At 68.5% G+C, this 16376-nt stretch carries 14 protein-coding genes; 5 read left to right on the plus strand and 9 right to left on the minus strand.

The features are described 5' to 3' along the window. Window positions 1-38 precede the first annotated feature (38 nt). The 9 genes from ACFYE1_RS13040 to ACFYE1_RS13080 all read right to left on the minus strand — a co-directional run bounded on the left by ACFYE1_RS13040 (window position 39) and on the right by ACFYE1_RS13080 (window position 9446). Entirely contained in the window at window positions 39-779 is a 741-nt protein-coding gene (locus ACFYE1_RS13040; RefSeq protein WP_387743428.1) for a PDC sensor domain-containing protein, read from the minus strand. 17 nt (window positions 780-796) lie between these two features. Continuing rightward, window positions 797-1534, minus strand: coding sequence for a FadR/GntR family transcriptional regulator (locus ACFYE1_RS13045; RefSeq protein ID WP_387743431.1), 738 nt, complete (start codon window positions 1532-1534; stop codon window positions 797-799). Between the two features lie 336 nt (window positions 1535-1870). Further along, window positions 1871-3172 (minus strand): ethanolamine utilization protein EutH, encoded by a 1302-nt coding sequence (locus ACFYE1_RS13050; protein WP_387743434.1) that lies wholly within the window; start codon window positions 3170-3172, stop codon window positions 1871-1873. Between the two features lie 168 nt (window positions 3173-3340). Then, window positions 3341-4132 (minus strand): SDR family NAD(P)-dependent oxidoreductase, encoded by a 792-nt coding sequence (locus ACFYE1_RS13055; RefSeq protein ID WP_387743437.1) that lies wholly within the window; start codon window positions 4130-4132, stop codon window positions 3341-3343. A gap of 379 nt (window positions 4133-4511) precedes the next feature. Continuing rightward, window positions 4512-5708 carry an MFS transporter gene (locus ACFYE1_RS13060; RefSeq protein ID WP_387743440.1) on the minus strand — a complete coding sequence of 399 codons (1197 nt, stop codon included), beginning with the start codon at window positions 5706-5708 and terminating at the stop codon, window positions 4512-4514. Between the two features lie 35 nt (window positions 5709-5743). Then, complete coding sequence (locus ACFYE1_RS13065; RefSeq protein WP_387743443.1) at window positions 5744-6367, minus strand: HutD/Ves family protein; 624 nt, start codon at window positions 6365-6367, stop codon at window positions 5744-5746. Beyond that, window positions 6357-6593, minus strand: coding sequence for a DUF2188 domain-containing protein (locus ACFYE1_RS13070; protein WP_387743446.1), 237 nt, complete (start codon window positions 6591-6593; stop codon window positions 6357-6359). Before ACFYE1_RS13070 ends, ACFYE1_RS13065 begins: the two co-directional genes overlap by 11 nt. Window positions 6594-6848: 255 nt before the next feature. Further along, entirely contained in the window at window positions 6849-8153 is a 1305-nt protein-coding gene (locus tag ACFYE1_RS13075; RefSeq protein ID WP_387743449.1) for a Glu/Leu/Phe/Val family dehydrogenase, read from the minus strand. Between the two features lie 396 nt (window positions 8154-8549). Next, window positions 8550-9446 carry a LysR family transcriptional regulator gene (locus ACFYE1_RS13080; protein ID WP_387743452.1) on the minus strand — a complete coding sequence of 299 codons (897 nt, stop codon included), beginning with the start codon at window positions 9444-9446 and terminating at the stop codon, window positions 8550-8552. A 263-nt stretch (window positions 9447-9709) separates the two neighbouring features. Here ACFYE1_RS13080 and ACFYE1_RS13085 point away from each other — a divergent pair, with 263 nt between their 5' ends. The 5 genes from ACFYE1_RS13085 to pruA all read left to right on the plus strand — a co-directional run bounded on the left by ACFYE1_RS13085 (window position 9710) and on the right by pruA (window position 16209). Further along, window positions 9710-10858: an FAD-dependent oxidoreductase gene (locus ACFYE1_RS13085; protein ID WP_387743455.1), complete on the plus strand. Its 1149-nt coding sequence runs from the start codon at window positions 9710-9712 to the stop codon at window positions 10856-10858. Window positions 10859-10898: 40 nt separating this feature from the next. Next, window positions 10899-12140 (plus strand): allantoate amidohydrolase, encoded by a 1242-nt coding sequence (locus tag ACFYE1_RS13090; RefSeq protein ID WP_387743458.1) that lies wholly within the window; start codon window positions 10899-10901, stop codon window positions 12138-12140. 487 nt (window positions 12141-12627) lie between these two features. After that, the gene (locus tag ACFYE1_RS13095) at window positions 12628-13539 is read left to right on the plus strand and encodes a proline dehydrogenase family protein (protein WP_387743461.1); all 912 of its coding nucleotides are present in this window, start codon (window positions 12628-12630) and stop codon (window positions 13537-13539) included. Between the two features lie 156 nt (window positions 13540-13695). Beyond that, window positions 13696-14454: a GntR family transcriptional regulator gene (locus ACFYE1_RS13100; RefSeq protein ID WP_387743464.1), complete on the plus strand. Its 759-nt coding sequence runs from the start codon at window positions 13696-13698 to the stop codon at window positions 14452-14454. Window positions 14455-14553: 99 nt separating this feature from the next. Then, complete coding sequence (gene pruA / locus ACFYE1_RS13105) at window positions 14554-16209, plus strand: L-glutamate gamma-semialdehyde dehydrogenase (RefSeq protein WP_387743467.1); 1656 nt, start codon at window positions 14554-14556, stop codon at window positions 16207-16209. Window positions 16210-16376: the final 167 nt, after the last annotated feature.

Consider the following 16376-nt stretch of genomic DNA (forward strand, 5'->3'; position numbering starts at 1 on the left):
GCACCCTCTCTGCTCGGGGAGGCCCTCGGAGGAGGTCACTATGCCGTCGGGGTGACGAGCTGCCAGCTCCTGCCGTGCGGGAAGACGTCCTGGGCCACCTCCAGACGGGTCCACGCGGCCATGTCACTTCCGGGGAGCAGCTCCCCGGGCAGGTGGCGGGAGGTGTTGGACGCGATCACGCGCCGATCGGCGTTGATGAGAGTGGCAGGGCTCCGGTCCCGGTCGACAGCGAGCAGGAATCCCTCGAACCTGTCCGCCAGGATGTCGGCTCCGGTGACGCCGGCGAAGCCGTGTGCGGTGCTGATCGGAACGGAGATCGTCACGGTGTAGGTGTAGGAATTGATGCCGCTGACGTCGACGTACGGTCCGATGACGGAGGTGGTCCCCAAGGTCGCAGGGACGGAGAACCAGCTCCGCGAAGAGTAGTCGTAGAAGGTGTCCTGTCGCGGGTTGAGGCTGTGGCCGACGTACTCCAGGTCCCCCTGGCCGTCGTAGCCCCACCACTCCATCCAGTAGGGACTGTCCACCAGGTAGTCCACGGCGGTGGCCACACCGATGCGGTCCATGGGATGGTCCGGATGCCGCAGACAGGCCTGCAGGCTTCCTCGGATGCCACCGAGGTGGGCGCGGGACGGCCGGTGCCCTTGTCCTTCGCGTTCCACGACGTCCAAGAGCGCGAGCACGTGGGTGCGGATGCGGAACAGGTCCGCCAGCGCCCTGTGCAGGTGATCCGTGATGTCGGCCGCCACCCGGTTCAGGTCGTCGAGCTGTGCGCGCATGCGATGTGCCCCTTCCGTCACGCTGACGCCAGTGTGAGGTGCCGATCGATCAGGACGCGGGTCTCCCCGGAACAGTGCGCGATCGCATGGCGGTGCGCAGCATCCGCGTCGTGGTCGCGAAGGGCGGTCATGATCAGAGCGTGTTCGTGTGCCGTTCCGGGAGGTGCCGGCCATTTCGGTGCCCAGAGCAGCGGGGCCAGGTGCCCCTGGGTCTGGACCATCAACGTGGTCAGATGTGACGACTGGGCCGCCAGGCCCAGTTCGATGTGGAAGCGGCTGTCCGCGCGCCGTCGAGCATCCGCGTCAGCGGCATCGGCGAAGTGCCGAGCCAGCTCCTCCAAGCGGTCGACGTCCTCGGGCAGAGCTCGCAGGGCGGCGAGCCGAGCCGCCGCGCCCGTCAGGGCCTCGGCCAGATCCCCGAGATCGCGCAGCTTCTCCGTGCTCATCGCACGGAGCCGTGCCTCCGCTCGTGCGTGGCTGACGGTGCCGGAGTCCTGGACGTAGCTGCCGCCGCCCCGGCCACGTCGTGTCTCGATCAGCCCCCGGTCACGCAGAATCGTCAGTGCTTGGCGCAGGGTGACCGTCGAGACGCCCAGTTTGCCGGCCAGTTCCGCCTCGGTGGGCAGCCGCTCCCCGTCGGTCAGCAGCCCCACCGCCATGGCCATCTCCAGGTGCTGCACGACGCTGTCCGCCAGTTTCGTGGCGGAGTCGTCCGGCAACCCGCCGAGTCCGAACGAGAAAGCGCCCTTCTCCACAGTATTCATATCCTTGCCGACGCACCGGAGGCGGGGAGGCTCCACGGGTAGTTTCGCAACATCATATCCGCCGCACCCCGGACGCCGGCTGCACGCCGGCCGTGCCGGGGACCGAGGTGCGGAAGCGGGGGCCGATGCTCTTGTCGGTGGGATCCGGTGCACGGCGGAAGGGTCCGCGCCGAGGACCGGTCCCCGCGCCGTCGCGACCGTTCCTGCGGCGCGACGGTGACGGATGGCGATCCGACCGACGTCCCGAGTCGGTGGTGGACTCGGACGACGTCCGAGCGGCACTCGTCAGCCATGACGTCCTCTCCGGGTGCTCTCACCGCCAACGGATCAGGTCCGGGCGATCTCCTCGGGGATCTTCTCCTCCATCAGCTCACCGCTGGTGGGAACGTGCACGTGTGCGTGGGCGAGGTACTCGGTGGGGCCGATCACCCCTTCCTGCCGATCCTTGGCCTCCAGGACACGTGCGTAGGGCAGAGCCAGCCAGATGGCCAGGAGGACGCCGACGACGCCGCAGGCGAGCTTGCCGACGATCACCGGGAAGACCATGTTGGGCTGGAAGTTGGCGGTGAAGGCCAGATGATCGCCGAAGGTGAAGGCCGCGCAGACCGCGAAGGCGATGGACAGGACCTTGTCCCGCGGGGGCATGTACTTCACCACGCGGTACAGCGCCAGGATGTTGGCCGACCCGGCGAGAATGCCGGCCGCGCCGTCCTCGCTGAACCCGAGCCGCTTGCCGACCTTCTCCAGCGGAACGGCCAGCCAGGTGCGGATGGCGTAGACCATGGGGAAGGCTCCGGCGAGCATCACCCCGACGTAGCCGGCGACCTCGAGGGCGCGGAACTGGTCGTCGGCGTCAGCGATGAACGGGGCCAGGGGCCAGGGGCCGAAGACGTCGAAGACATTGGTGAAGTACTGGACCACGGAGACCGCCAGGGCCAGTTTGACCAGCGCGTCCAGGCCTCGTCCGAAGCCGATGAAGATGCGCACCATCACGTCGGTGAAGAACCGCAGTCCGACGGCCAGGAGCACGACGACGACGACCAGCGGAACCAGGTTGAGCAGGATGTCGCTCAGGGGCAGGTCGAACGGCGTGGTCGAGGGGGAGGTCGTGGAGATGTCGCTGCGCAGGGTGGTGGGACCGACCTTCAGGAGCAGGGTGATGACGAAGGCGCAGAGGGGAATGGCCAGCAGCCCGGCCATCATGCCCAGGGCCATGTACTTGTGGTCGCGCTTCTCGAGCATGGCAAGACCCACGGGGATGGCGAAGATGATGGTCGAGCCGGCAAGAAGGCTGACGACGTAGGCCATGATCCAGTCCCCGTGGCTGCCCGCGGTGGCATGGGCCAGGTGGTAGCCGCCCAGGTCCCCGGCGATGAGGGTGGTGGGGGCCAGGGACGGATCCGCGTGCATCCAGGCGTAGACGGGGGCGAGATAGGTGTTGATCAGCTCGCTCAGGACCGGGATGAAGACCATGATCCCCGCCACGGGCAGGAAGATCGGACCGATGGAGTAGATGCCCTCCTTGAACTCCCTGCCGAAGCCTTTCTCGTCGTCGATGACCGCGCACACGGCGCCGATGAGCAGAAAGCCCATCATGATGTAGATGATGACCTGGCCGATAACTTCCATGTCTGGAACCTGTGACTTTCAGGCAGGGCCGGTGACACTCTCGGGTGTCACCGGCGGAGGTGCAAGGGATGGTGTGTCAGCCGAGCAGGGCTCGGGTGCGGGTGTCGAGGAGGACCTCGCGCGGGTCGACCACACGGTGTCACCGGAGGACGGTGTCCAGCCGCTCCGCTACATGGACGTCAGTCCTCCGTCGATCGGAAGCAGCTGTCCGGTGATGTACCGGGCCCAGTCCGAGGCGAGGAAGACCACTGAGGGGGCGATGTCCTCCGCTGTCCCCTGGCGGCCCAGGGGCACCTGTTGTCCCACGAGCTGGTCCAGCTCCTCGGAGTCCAGGTGGCCGAGCACGGGATCGTTGAACCCTGTTTCGATCCACCCCGGGCAGATGCCGTTGACCCGGATGCCGTGCTCGGCGTACTCGACCGCAAGCTGGCGCGTGAGGTTCACCAGGGCACCCTTGGAGGCGTTGTAGGCGGCGAGATCCGGCTCCCCGATGAGCCCGGACACGGACGCCGTGATGATGATCGCCCCGGACTTCTGCTCGATCATCTGCGGGAGCACGGCCCGCGCCGTGAGGAACGTGCCGCGGACGTTGACCGTGAACGTCTTGTCCCACTCGTCGAGAGTCTGAGTCAGGGCGGTGCCCGCCATCAGCACGCCGGCGTTCGCGTGGACGATGTCCAGACGACCGTGCGTGCCGACGATGTCGTCGACCACCGCGCGCATCGCGTCCTCGTCCGTCACATCGGCCGCTGCGGCGACACCGGCATGGCCGGCGCTCCTGATGAGCCGCTCTGTCTCGGTGGCTCCCTCGAGATCGAGGTCGGATGCCACCACCAGGGCACCGGCCCGGGCCAGCGCGAGTGCGCTGGCCCGGCCGATCCCGTGACCAGCCCCCGTCACCAGGGCCACTCGGCCCGTCAAGGACAGGGGCGTCGCGGGGGCTTCGGCAGTTTCGGTCATGGATGTCTCCAGGTGAATGCGAGGCGATGGACGCCGGGATGGGACATGACGGGCGGAGCAGAGGAGCAGTCCTCCGGCGTGCGGAGGACAGGTCCCGGTCGGACCGCAGAGTCTCGAGACGTCTCCGGGGACGTCGGGGAATCGGCGGAGTCGTCCGTGTGATGTCGGTCACGACATGGTGGCACGTCGGGGATGCTCGACGCAATGAAAACTATCTTTATATCTTTGCGGGACCGAGTCGTGCTTGTGAACTTGCGGTGACATCACTGCCCGGCACGTGCAGCGTCATGCGGACAGGATGATCAACGCTGGGAACTGTCCGCATCGGCTCGCCTGCGGTCTCCGGCGCTGGTCGACCCGGACGGCTGCCGGCGGGACATCAGCGATCCTTCGCAGCGCGTCGTCGAGGCAGATGGGGACGCAGGCCGCACAGCAGCACCACGGATCCTGCGGCGAAGACCAGCCCGGTCAGCGGCAGCTGAGCCACACCGCGGGCGTCCACGGTGAATCCGCCCAGGACCGCGCCCAGCGCGATGCCGATCTGGAGGACGACGACGGAGATGCTGGTGACGGTGTCAGGGGCGCCACGGCCCACGATCAGGAGCGCCTGCTGGTTGAACAGCAGCGCGGCGGCGTAGCCGAGCCCCCAGGCCCACAGCAGCACGAGGGTGGACACCATGCCCAGGGGGAGCACTGCCAGTCCGAGGAAGGTGATCAGCATGAGCATCGGGGCGCCCAGCATTCCGGCGTAGAGGGCCCTGGGCCGTACCCGACCGGCCACGATGATGCCCAGCAGGGCCGAGAACCCGAGCACTGCGATGGCCGCGCCCACCATGGAGACGCCGACACCGAGATCTGCCAGGAACGGGGAGATGTAGGTGAACACGGCAAAGTGGGCCAGCATCAGCATCGCCCAGCCCGTGATGATCTGTGGCACCCCGGGAAGACGCAGGGCCCGGACCAGGGACAGAGGACGGGCGCTTCCCGCACGCACGTCAGGAAGGGTGAGGAAGGTCAGTGCGGCCAGTGTCGCGCTGATCCCGGCCAGGATCAGGAACATCGTGCGCCACCCCAGTGCCTGACCGAGCAGGGTGCCCAACGGGGCGCCGACGGCCAGCCCGAGACTCGTGCCGGCGAACACGATGGCCATGGCGCGTCCGACCCGGTCCGGGGCCGTGAGGTGGGCGACGGTGGGTGCCACGACCGCCCACAGGAGCCCGTGGGAGATCCCGGACAGCACGCGTCCGGCGATGGCCACGGTGAGGACGGGGCTCAGCGCCACCAGGACGTTGCCGGCAGCGAACGTGCCCAGCACCGCCGTGAACAGCACCCGGCGCGGGATGTGCAGGGTGAGCCGGGTCAGGGGCAGGACGGTGACGACGATGGCGACCGCGTAGACCGAGGTCAGGGTCCCGGCCGCGGGGATGCCGATGTCCAGGTCGGAGGCGATGCGGGTCAGCAGCCCGGAGGGCAGGAGCTGGGTGGTGACACTGATGAAGCCGCACAGGCCCAGCACCACCAGGGGCAGCAGGGATGCCTCAGCGGCCCGGGGCGCGGTGGCAGCGGTGGTCGCCATCAATGGATCCAATCGCTTGCGGCCGCGGTTCCTGTCTACCCACGGTGCTCGAGGGACACGACAGCCAGGAGGCCGTCGCCGGTGATGACCGGGGTGCCGGACGCGGTGCCGCGGACGGTGTCGTGGATGTGCAGCTCCGATGCTGTCACGTCGGTGCGCACGATGGCGTGTCCGGAGAGGAGGACGCCGAAGCTGTGGGGCGCCAGCCGGTGGGCCCCATGATCCGACAGCTCCTGGACCACGACGTCCGCTCGCACCGCATCGCGGCGTGCGATGACGTTGAGTGCGCGGATCGCCCCTGCAGGCAGCGTCGCCGTTGCTGCGACGTCGCCCGAGAAGTGGAAGGGCCGGCCTCGCTGCACGGCGTGCTCGTGTCCGTCCATGGTGAGGAGCATCCCTTCTCCTTCGGTCACGGTGAGGATCCGATCGGTGCCCGGGAACCGGGAGAACGGGCCGGGCTGCTCGACATCGGCCAGGCTGAGCCGCCACGCGAAGTTCCCCGTGCGACTGCCGCTGCCGGCGATCTCCCGGGTGATGCCGCCGCCGTTGCGCCACGGCTCGGGGCGCAGGTCGGCGAAGCGCAGGACGGTGGCCGTGCTGGGCCCGCGGGGCCGGGAGGAGCTGTCCGCGCCGTGGCCGGACGGGTGATCAGCACTCACGGCACGTCCCCGCCACGGGGTGGACGACGACCTTCCCCCCGGTGCTCCGGGTGATGTTCCACGCCCACTCGATCGCCGTGCGCCTGGTGTCGGCGCAGAGAACCGTGGCCGAGGCGTCGGGCGATCTCACTTCCCAGGTCCCGCCGTCACCGGGTGCCACGAGGCGGTCGACGGGCCGGTGCACGTCTGTCCTGGGTTCGCGCCCGAGAGCTCTCGAGGTGCCCATCGGTGATCAGTCGCTTTCCGGGCCGCAGCAGTACGGGCAGGTCACCGCGAGGAATCCGTCCGAGCAGACATCTGTTGCGGCGGCGAACAGTCCCCACCGGTCGGCGGCGTGGTGTGGTGCGGTGTTCCGTCGTGAGTTGGGAGCGGATGTGGTCGGAGCGGCAATGGTCTTCACGGGATGTTCTCCTCTGTGGACGTGGCGAGGGGGAGGCGGGGCGCGGGGCGGCGGCGTGCTGGTCGGGGCTCGGGCGGCGGGTCAGGGGTAGAGGCCGCGGGTGCGGTGGGCGTCGGCGACGCGTTCGACGGCGGTGACGGTGGCGGCCTCGCGCAGGGTGAGCTCGCGGGCGGCGGCGACGTCGAGCAGGTGGTGCCAGGCCTGCAGCATCCGGTGCTCCAGGCGGGCGTCGACCTCGGTGCGCGACCACCAGTAGGCCTGGTTGGACTGGACCCACTCGAAGTAGGAGACGATCACCCCGCCGGCATTGGCGAGGATGTCGGGGACCACCAGCACGTCCTGGTCCTGGAGGATCCGGTCGGCGGCCGCGGTGGTGGGGCCGTTGGCGCCCTCCACGATGATCTTCGCCTGCACGCGGTGGGCGTTGCCGGCGTGCAGCACGCCTTCGACGGCTGCCGGGACCAGCAGGTCCACCTCCAGGGTCAGCAGCTCCTCGCCCGGGATGTCCTGGGCCCCGGGGAAGCCCGCCACTGAGCCGGTGGCGGCGACGTGGGCCTGGAGGGTCCGGATGTTCAGGCCCTCGGGGTGGTGGACGGCCCCGTACTGGTCGGAGACGGACACGACGCGCACCCCGGCCTCGGTGAGGAACAGAGCGGCGTCGGCCCCGACCTTGCCGAAGCCCTGCACCGCCGCGGTGGCCCCCGCGGCGGGGATGCCCCGGTGCTCCAGGGCTGCCAGCGCGATGTGCACCACCCCGGCCGAGGTGGCCTGGGCCCGGCCCAGGGACCCGCCCAGGGAGACCGGTTTGCCGGTGACGACCCCGGGGACGGTGTAGCCGGAGGCCACGGAGTAGGTGTCCATCATCCAGGCCATGGTCTGCTCGTCGGTGCCGATGTCCGGGGCGGGGATGTCCTTGTCGGGGCCGATGATCGGCAGGATCTCACTGGTGTAGCGGCGGGTGACCCGCTGCAGCTCTCCCCGGGAGTAGTTCCGAGGGTCGATGGTGATCCCGCCCTTGGCCCCGCCGTAGGGGACGTCGAGCAGGGCGCACTTCCAGGTCATCCACATCGCCAGGGCCCGGACCTCGTCGAGGTCCACGGCCGGGGAGTAGCGCAGTCCGCCCTTGGCCGGGCCGCGGGAGAAGTTGTGCTGGACCCGGTGGCCGGTGAGCACCTCCACGGACCCGTCGTCGCGGCGCAGGGGGATGGACACCGTCATCTCCCGGCGCGGGGAGGCCAGCAGCTGGTGCAGACCCGGTTCGTAGCCCAGCGTCGCGATGGCGGAGGCCAGCTGCGCCTGGGCATCCACCAGCGGGCTGTTCGAGTCCGTGACGGCCTGGTGCGATGGTGTGGGCGGAGCGGAGGTGTCAGCGGTGTCGGTGGTCATTGTTCGACGGACCCTTGGTCGAGAGGTGGCGTGGTACCTGCAGTGGGACGGCACGGACCGGGACGGCGATCTCTGTTCCGCGCCGGGCCTCGGAAATATCTAGATATTTGATCAAATCAACGACGAGAATCTGACGCGCTGCTCCGGCGGGGAGTCGCCGGCGGGCGGTCCCGGGGCGTCAGGGCGGAGACGCCGCCTCGGGACCCACCACGTGGTGGCGCGAGGGCTGAACCGCAGCTTCTGCATTTCGTCGTCCGGGACCAGTAGGCCACAGCGGGCGAGCAGGGGTCCAATCCTTTTTCGAACCATATTGTTCCGGAAGTCAGAATGATGCCGGGGTGGGCGCGTTCGGTGCCACGCCTTTTCCACCTGCGGCTCCATCTGGGGGCTCCGGGCTCACAAGCCGGGCAGCCGGCGTTGCACCACGTCGTGAAGGCATTCCAGGAAGGCCTGGACGGCCGGGGTGGGTGCGGAGGCGGGCCTGACGATCATCAGCGACGTCCGTGGCGCGGTGGATATCGGCCGAGTGATGACGGTGCCGGCGTGGAACCCTGATATGGATTGCGGAAGAATCGAGATCCCTACCCCTGCGGCCACCAGGCCCATGACCGTCTCCTGGTGCACCGCCCGTTGCACGACGGCGGGGATCTGCCCGACGGGTTTGAAGATCGTCAGGACGCGCGAGACGAAGCCCGGCATCATCCGGTAGGGGAACAGGATCATCTGTTCCTGGACCAGCTGGGCCGGCGTGACCGACGTGCACCGGGCCAGGGCATGGTTCTCCGGCAGGATCGCCACGAGCTCCTCCGAGATCAGTTCCTCGAACACCAGGCCGGCATGCAGCTCGGGATCGCGGATGAGGCCGAGATCGAGTTTTCCTTCGTAGAGGTTCTCGATCTGCTCCCCGCTCGTGAGGGGGTGCAGGACCAGTTCGATGCCCGGCTCCAGTTCGCGAAAGCGACGCACGGCGAAGGGGATGAGCGTGTAGTTGGCGGAGCTGACGAATCCGACCCGCACCCGGCCGCGCCGTCCGGCGCGCACGTCCTGCAGCTCGGCGACGGCCTCGTCCAGGCCCTCGAGCAGGTTCTCGACGTGTCCCTTGAACAGATCGCCGGCCTGCGTCAGGACCACTCGGCGGGTGGACCGGTCGAAGAGCTTGACGCCCAGTTCCTGTTCGAGTCGTTGGATGTGGACGGTCAGCGGGGGTTGGGAGATGTGCAGGCGCGCTGCCGCCCGGCCGAAGTGCAGTTCTTCGGCCACGGCCAGGAAGTATCGGAGCTGACGCAGTTCCATGAACCCGATTATTCCGCTTCCCGGAATGACGTCAAGGAAATAAATATTGGACGGCTCATGGACGGTGATGGCTTACTGAACACAGGGAAAGGTGCACCGTCCGCCCGTGGCGGCCTTCTCCCGCTCGTCCGGACCGCTGGAGTGCCGCCGCGGCGGCACCTCGGTGTTCCGAGGCCTCCGCGGCGTGCGGCACACCGACCGCAGGAACCGACGGGCGTCCCCGCAGCATCGACCTCGCCAGAAGATTTGGAGCATCACCAGCCATGCACACCTCGAAATACGTTGTCGTCGGCGCAGGCCTGGCGGGCGCGGCCACCGCGTGGCGCCTGGCCGGCCGGGGCCACGAAGTGACCGTGCTGGAGCGATCGACCCCGGCCAATGAATGGGGCAGCTCCCACGGCTCGGCCCGCATCTTCCGCTACGCGTACCCGGAGCTGGAGTACACCCGGATGGTGGTCGATGCCAAGGAGGGCTGGGACGAGCTGGAACGGCTCGGCGGGCGGCGGCTGATCACCCCGACGGGGGCGGTCGACCACGGTTCCGTGCGCCACCCGCGGCAGCTGGCCGAGGTCCTGCAGGCGGTGGGGGTGGAGCACGAGGTGCTGCCCCCCGAGGAAGCCCAGCAGCGCTGGCCGCAGCTGGCGTTCGACACCGAAGTGCTGTGGCACCCCGGCGCCGGGGTCATCGATGCCGAGACCACGGTCAGCACGATGATCGAGCTCGCCGTCGCCCACGGGGCGCAGGTCAGGACCGGGTGGGAGCTCCGCGAGGTGACGCGGTCGGCGAACGGCTTCCGCCTGTCCTCCTCCACCGGTGAGGTCGTGGAGGCCGAGCGCATCATCGTGTGCGCCGGTGGGTGGCTGCCGGCCCTGCTGGGCGATCTGAGCCTTCCCGCCGCCCTCCGGCAGCAGATGCCCTCCTTGCAGGTGCGCCAGGAACAGGCCTACCACTTCCCCTACCGGGAGGTCCCGGAGCCCTCGGCAACGCCGTGGCCGACGTTCATCCACAAGAGTGAGAACATGCAGGCCTACGGTCTGCCCGGGGGCCGCGACGCCCAGTTCCACGGTCAGAAGGTCGCCCAGTTCAACGGCGGGAAGATCCTGTCCTCCGCGCAGACCCAGGACCAGCTCATGGACGAGGCCAACCGGCAACGGGTGGTGGACTACGCCGAGCGCTACCTTCCCGGTGTGGTGCCCGAGCCCTACGCGGAGACCACCTGCCTGTTCACCAACACCCCGAACGAGGATTTCGTGCTCGACACCGTCGACAACATCACGGTGGTCTCCCCGTGCTCGGGCCACGGGGGGAAGTTCGCCCCCCTCATCGGGGAGATGGCCGCCGACCTGGCCACCGGCCGGGCCGGTGTGCCGGAGATCTTCCGGGTCTTCAACCGCGATCTGCAGACCCAGTAGGCACACCGCAACCACCGATCAGGACGAGGGAAGTCACTCCATGACAGAGACCGTATTCACGCAGGACACCGTCACGGGACTGCTGGGCCAGATCGCCGACACCGGGCGGGACTCCGGACGTGGGGGCTACACCCGGCCGGTGTTCTCCCGCAGCGAGCACGAGCTGCTCGACTGGTTCGTCGCCCAGGCGCAGCAGCGAGGCCTGGACGTGCACACCGACCGCAACGGCGTCACCTGGGCATGGTGGGACACGCCCGACAGGACACGCCACGATGCCGTCGTCACCGGCAGCCATCTCGACTCGGTGCCCGGAGGCGGCCCCTTCGACGGGCCCTTGGGTGTCGTCTCCGCCCTGATCGCCGTGGACCTGCTCAAGGCCCGCGGCGTCGTTCCCCACCGGCCTCTGGCCATTGCGGTGTTCCCCGAGGAGGAGGGCTCCCGATTCGGACGGCCCTGCCTGGGCTCTCTGCTGATGACCGGCTCGATCGACCCGGACACAGTGCGCAACCTGCGGGACCACGACGGCAATACCTTCGCCGACCTCGCCGCCGCCAACGGCGTGGATCCCCGGTTCGTGGGTCGCGACGACGAGGCCCTGTCCCAGATCGGGATGTTCGTCGAGCTCCACGTCGAACAGGGACGAGGCCTGATCGACCTCGACCGCCCCGTGGCCATCGGTTCGTCCATCGTCAGTCACGGCCGGTGGAAACTGAGCGTCCACGGGCAGGGCAACCATGCCGGGACCACGCTCATGCTCGACCGCGCGGACCCGATGGTCGCGGCGGCCCGTGTCGTCGTCGACATCCGCGACACGGCGAAACGGCAGTCGCAGGCGCGCGCCACCGTTGGCAAGCTCCAGCCCGTTCCAGGCGGGTCCAACGTCATCGCCTCGAGGGTCGATTTCTGGCTCGACGTACGCCATCCGGACGACGCCGTCACCGCAGCTCTGGTCGAGACGATCCTGCAGCACGCCCAGCAGGTGGCTGCCGAAGAAGGATGCCGGGTCGAACTGCACGAGGAGTCCGTGAGCCCGACCGTGCACTTCGACAAGCCCCTGGAGAAGCAGCTGCGCCAGTGGCTGCCCGAGGCCCCCGTGCTGGACACCGGAGCCGGCCATGACGCCGGCGTGCTGGCGGCGTCCGTGCCCACCGCCATGCTCTTCGTGCGCAACCCCAGCGGCATCTCCCACTCCCCCGAGGAGCACGTGGAGGATGCCGATGCCGAGACCGGGGCCGCCGCGCTGGCGAAGGTCCTGGGTGAGCTCATGGGGCAGACGCCCTGAGAATCCGCTTCGCGCCCCCGCGCCTCTGTCGTCCATTCTTCCCGCCCTGTGGAAATCCGGCCTCGCCCGCAGGCGCGCGCCCCTCGGGTCCCCGTCATCGACGAGGGGCCTCGGGTCAGCGGGTCCGGGGGGGTGACCTTCTGGGTGCCCCGGGCTGCGAAGTCCGCACAGGTCTGCGGGGGAGCGGGCCCCTTGCCGGCCGGCAGGGCGTCCAGGACGGTGCGGTGGGGCTTCGTCCTGATCGGTCAGCATCTGGGGGCGACGACGCCCCGAGCGGGGCCCACGGTGCGTCGTCGCACCCTGGGCTCCGTGTAACAGCTGGATGTCGCGCACAAGAAGTTCCCCGTACCCCCTTGCCTGATATTTGATCAAAAAGTACGGTGGGAGCATTCCGTTTGAGAGGCGGATCACACACTCGGGTTCTCGGGGCTGGCCTGCCACCACAGCAGTCCCATTCCAGAGGCCCGACATCCAGCGAGGAACCACCATGCCTAATCGTGTTCTGCTCCACGCGGCAGAGAACAAGAAGTTGGAGACTCTCGCGTCCTCCAACCCCCTCACCCGACCGCTCGTGGAGCGCTATGTCGCCGGCACCACCTTGGAGGAGGCGCTGCTCGCCACCGAGAAGCTGAACCAGCTGCAGATCGATGTCAGCCTGGACCTGCTGGGTGAGCAGGTCGCCGACTTCGCCCAGTCGGAGCAGGCCACCGAGGAGTACATCGAGGCCCTGCGGGCCATTCCCGGGCGCGTGCCGGGGTCCACGGTGTCCGTCAAGCTCTCTCAGCTGGGAATCATGATCGATCCGGCGAAGTGCGCCCAGAATCTGCGACGGCTGCTGGAAACCGCCCAGGAGGAGGGGACCGAGGTCGAGATGGACATGGAACAGAGTTCCGTGGGCCGCGACACCCTGGCCATCTTCAAGGACATCCTGCCCGAGTTCCCCCGCACGCGCTTGGCGATCCAGGCGAACATGCGCCAGACTCCCGAGGACCTGCTCTCCTTCACCGAGATCCGCCCCCGGATCCGTCTGGTCAAGGGGGCGTTCGACGAATCCGTCAGCGATGCCCTGCGCAAGCCCGAGGAGGTCACTGCTCAGTACGACTTCCTCGCCCGGTGGGCGCTGGAGAACCTGCCCGACCCGGCGTTCGGCACCCACGACGACCAGTGCATCGATCTCGTCAAGGACACCGCTCGGAAGCTGGGGCTCGACAAGAAGAGCTTCGAGTTCCAGATGCTCTACGGGGTTCGCCGTTCGTTGCAGGAGCAGCTTGTCCGCGAGGGCTACCGGGTCCGCGTGTACCTGCCGTACGGCACCCAGTGGTACCCCTACCTCATGCGACGGATGGCCGAGCGGCCGGCCAACCTGCTGTTCTTCCTCCGCTCGCTCGTCGGAGGGTAGTCGCAGGGTCCAGCGCCGATCGAGCGACGTGCCGGGGAAGGGCCAGACGCAGGGAGTCGAAGGATCATTGATCAAAAAACGGCTTCGCGGGGGATGATGACCTCAGGTCCCCTGGTGGAAGCCCTCCCGGTTCTTTATCCCAGAAAGAGCACTGACATGGCACGTCAATCGAAGTTCACGGTCACGCCCATGCTGATGGCCGACCAGGTCTACGAGGCACTGCAGCAGGCCATCTTCGCCGGGGATCTGGCGGCAGGGACCCCGCTGCGGAACCAGGAGCTCGCCGACATGGTGGGCACGAGCATGATGCCCGTGCGTGAGGCCATCCGGCGCCTGGAGGAGGCCGGACTGGCCACGCGCGTCCCCCACAAGGGGGCGGTGGTGAAGAAGTTCACCGTCGAGGAGCTCATCGACATCTACGACGTGCGAACCACCCTGGAGGTCGAGGCCACCCGCCGCGGTGCCGGCAGGGTCACCGATGAGCACGTCCGGCAGATGGAGGAGGCCTGCGCCCTGATGCAGCAGGCCGTGGCGGAGCACCGGGTGTCGGAGGCCTTGGACCAGGACGAAGCCGTCCTGGGGACCCTCTACCGAGCGGCGGGCAACGCCATGGCGATGACCATGATGGAGACGCTGTGGAGGCAGTGCCGGCCGTACAAGGTCATCGGCGCGACCGAGGCCCTCGAGCACGACGACTCGTCACTGTGGTCCTTCCAGCCGCAGCTCGTCGAAGCAGCCCGCTCGCGCGACGTCCCGGCAGCCGTGGCCGTCACCGAAGCTTCTCTGGCCAGCGCTCGCCGCCGGCTGGAGAAGCGACTCCAGTCCCAGGACGACCTGAAGACCGCCGACCGGGCAACGTCCCGGGAGGACGTCTCGAAGGCGGTCACCGGACGGATGCCGGTACGGCCGTCCTGACCCACCACCGATCATCCTCCGTGCCATCCGTTCGGCATGGAGATCCACCAGCCGGTCCGCTGACCCACAGCGGACCCCACCCAAGAAAAGGAAAGAACTTTGACTCAGCAGTCTGTCAGCATGGCCGGTAACTTCCGGGTTCCCGCCCCGCACAACGAGCCGACCCGCGACTTCGCGCCCGGCTCCCCGGAGTCGAAGGCGGTGCAGGAGGAGATCGCCCGGATCAGCAGCCAGGTGCGGGACCTGCCGCACTACATCAACGGCAACTGGACCACGAGCGAGGAGACCCAGGACGTCGTGTCCCCGCACGACCACGCGAAGGTGCTCGGCCGGATCTCCCTGGCCGACGAGGCCACCACGCGCTCGGCGATCGATGCGGCTCTGGCAGCCCATCACGACTGGTCGCGCACCCCCTGGTGGGACCGGGCTGCCGTGTTCCTGCGCGCCGCCGACCTGGCCGCGGGCAAGTACCGCGACGAGCTCGTGGCCACCACGATGCTGGGCCAGTCCAAGACCTTCCACCAGGCGGAGATCGACGCGGCCTGCGAGACCGCGGACTTCTTCCGGTACAACGCCCACCTCGCCCAGCAGATCTACCAGGACCAGCCGCCGGCCCTGCAGGGAGAGACGAACCTCATCGACCAGCGGCCTCTCGAGGGCTTCGTCCTGGCCGTCTCGCCCTTCAACTTCACCGCCATCGGCGCGAACCTCCCCACGACCCCTGCCCTGCTGGGCAACACCGTGGTGTGGAAGCCCTCGGAGAAGGCGGCGCTGAGCAACGACGTGGTCATGCGTCTGCTCGAGGAGGCAGGCCTTCCGCCCGGTGTCATCAACATGGTCCACGGCTCCGGCCGGGACGTCTCCGACACGGCCATGTCGCACGAGGACTTCGCCGGACTGAGCTTCACCGGCTCCTCCGAGGTCTTCCGCTCCCTGTGGAAGACCGCGGCCGGCAACATCGACCGCTACAAGGCCTACCCGCGTCTCGTGGGAGAGACCGGCGGCAAGAACGCTGTGCTGGCCCACCCCACCGCGGACGCTCAGGCGGTGAAGATCGCCCTCGTGCGCGGTGCCTACGAGTACCAGGGGCAGAAGTGCTCGGCGACCTCCCGGGCCTACGTGGCACGCAGCATCTGGAACGAGATCAAGGACGACCTCGTCGAGACGGTGAAGTCCCTGCCGGTGGGCGACACCACCAAGCACGAGACCTATGTCGGCGCAGTCATCGACGAGAACGCCCTGCGACGCCTGGAGGGCGTCATCGAGAAGGCGAAGGGGCTGGACAGCCACACCCTGCTGGCCGGAGGGACCGTCCGCCCCGAGACCGGCTGGTTCGTGGACCCGACCCTCTTCGAGACGACGGATCCGGAGGCGTTCACGATGTCCGAGGAGTTCTTCGGGCCGCTGCTGAGCGTCTACGTCTTCGAGGACGAGGAGTGGGACAGCATCCTGGAGCTGGTCGACAGGGCCAGCCCCTACGCCCTCACCCTGGCTGTCTTCGCCTCCGACCGGGTCGCGATCTCCCACGCGCTGGACGTGCTGCGCAACACCGCGGGGATGACCTACATCAATGACAAAACCACCGGCGCCCTGATGGGCCAGGTCTCCTTCGGCGGCGGGCGGGCCTCGGGAACCAACGACAAGACCGGCTCCCGGCTGGCGCTGCAGCGCTGGATCAGCGGTCGGTTCGTCCACGAGAACATGACTCCCGCCCAGGACTGGCGCTACCCCTACCTGAGCATGGGTGAGATGTAGCACCATGGGCGAGATGTAGGTCGCAAGCAATCCGTCGCGGTCCCTGCGGCCAGGAGTGCACGTCGCTCCTGGCCGCAGGGACCGCGCGAGACGAGAAGGTCCGGCAGTCACCACACTCGGTGCCCGGTCCGCAACCTCGCCTCACTCGTCCAGTGCTTCGCTGGTCC

This window comes from Kocuria nitroreducens, assembly GCF_042879195.1.
Classification (GTDB): Bacteria; Actinomycetota; Actinomycetes; order Actinomycetales; family Micrococcaceae; genus Kocuria; species Kocuria nitroreducens.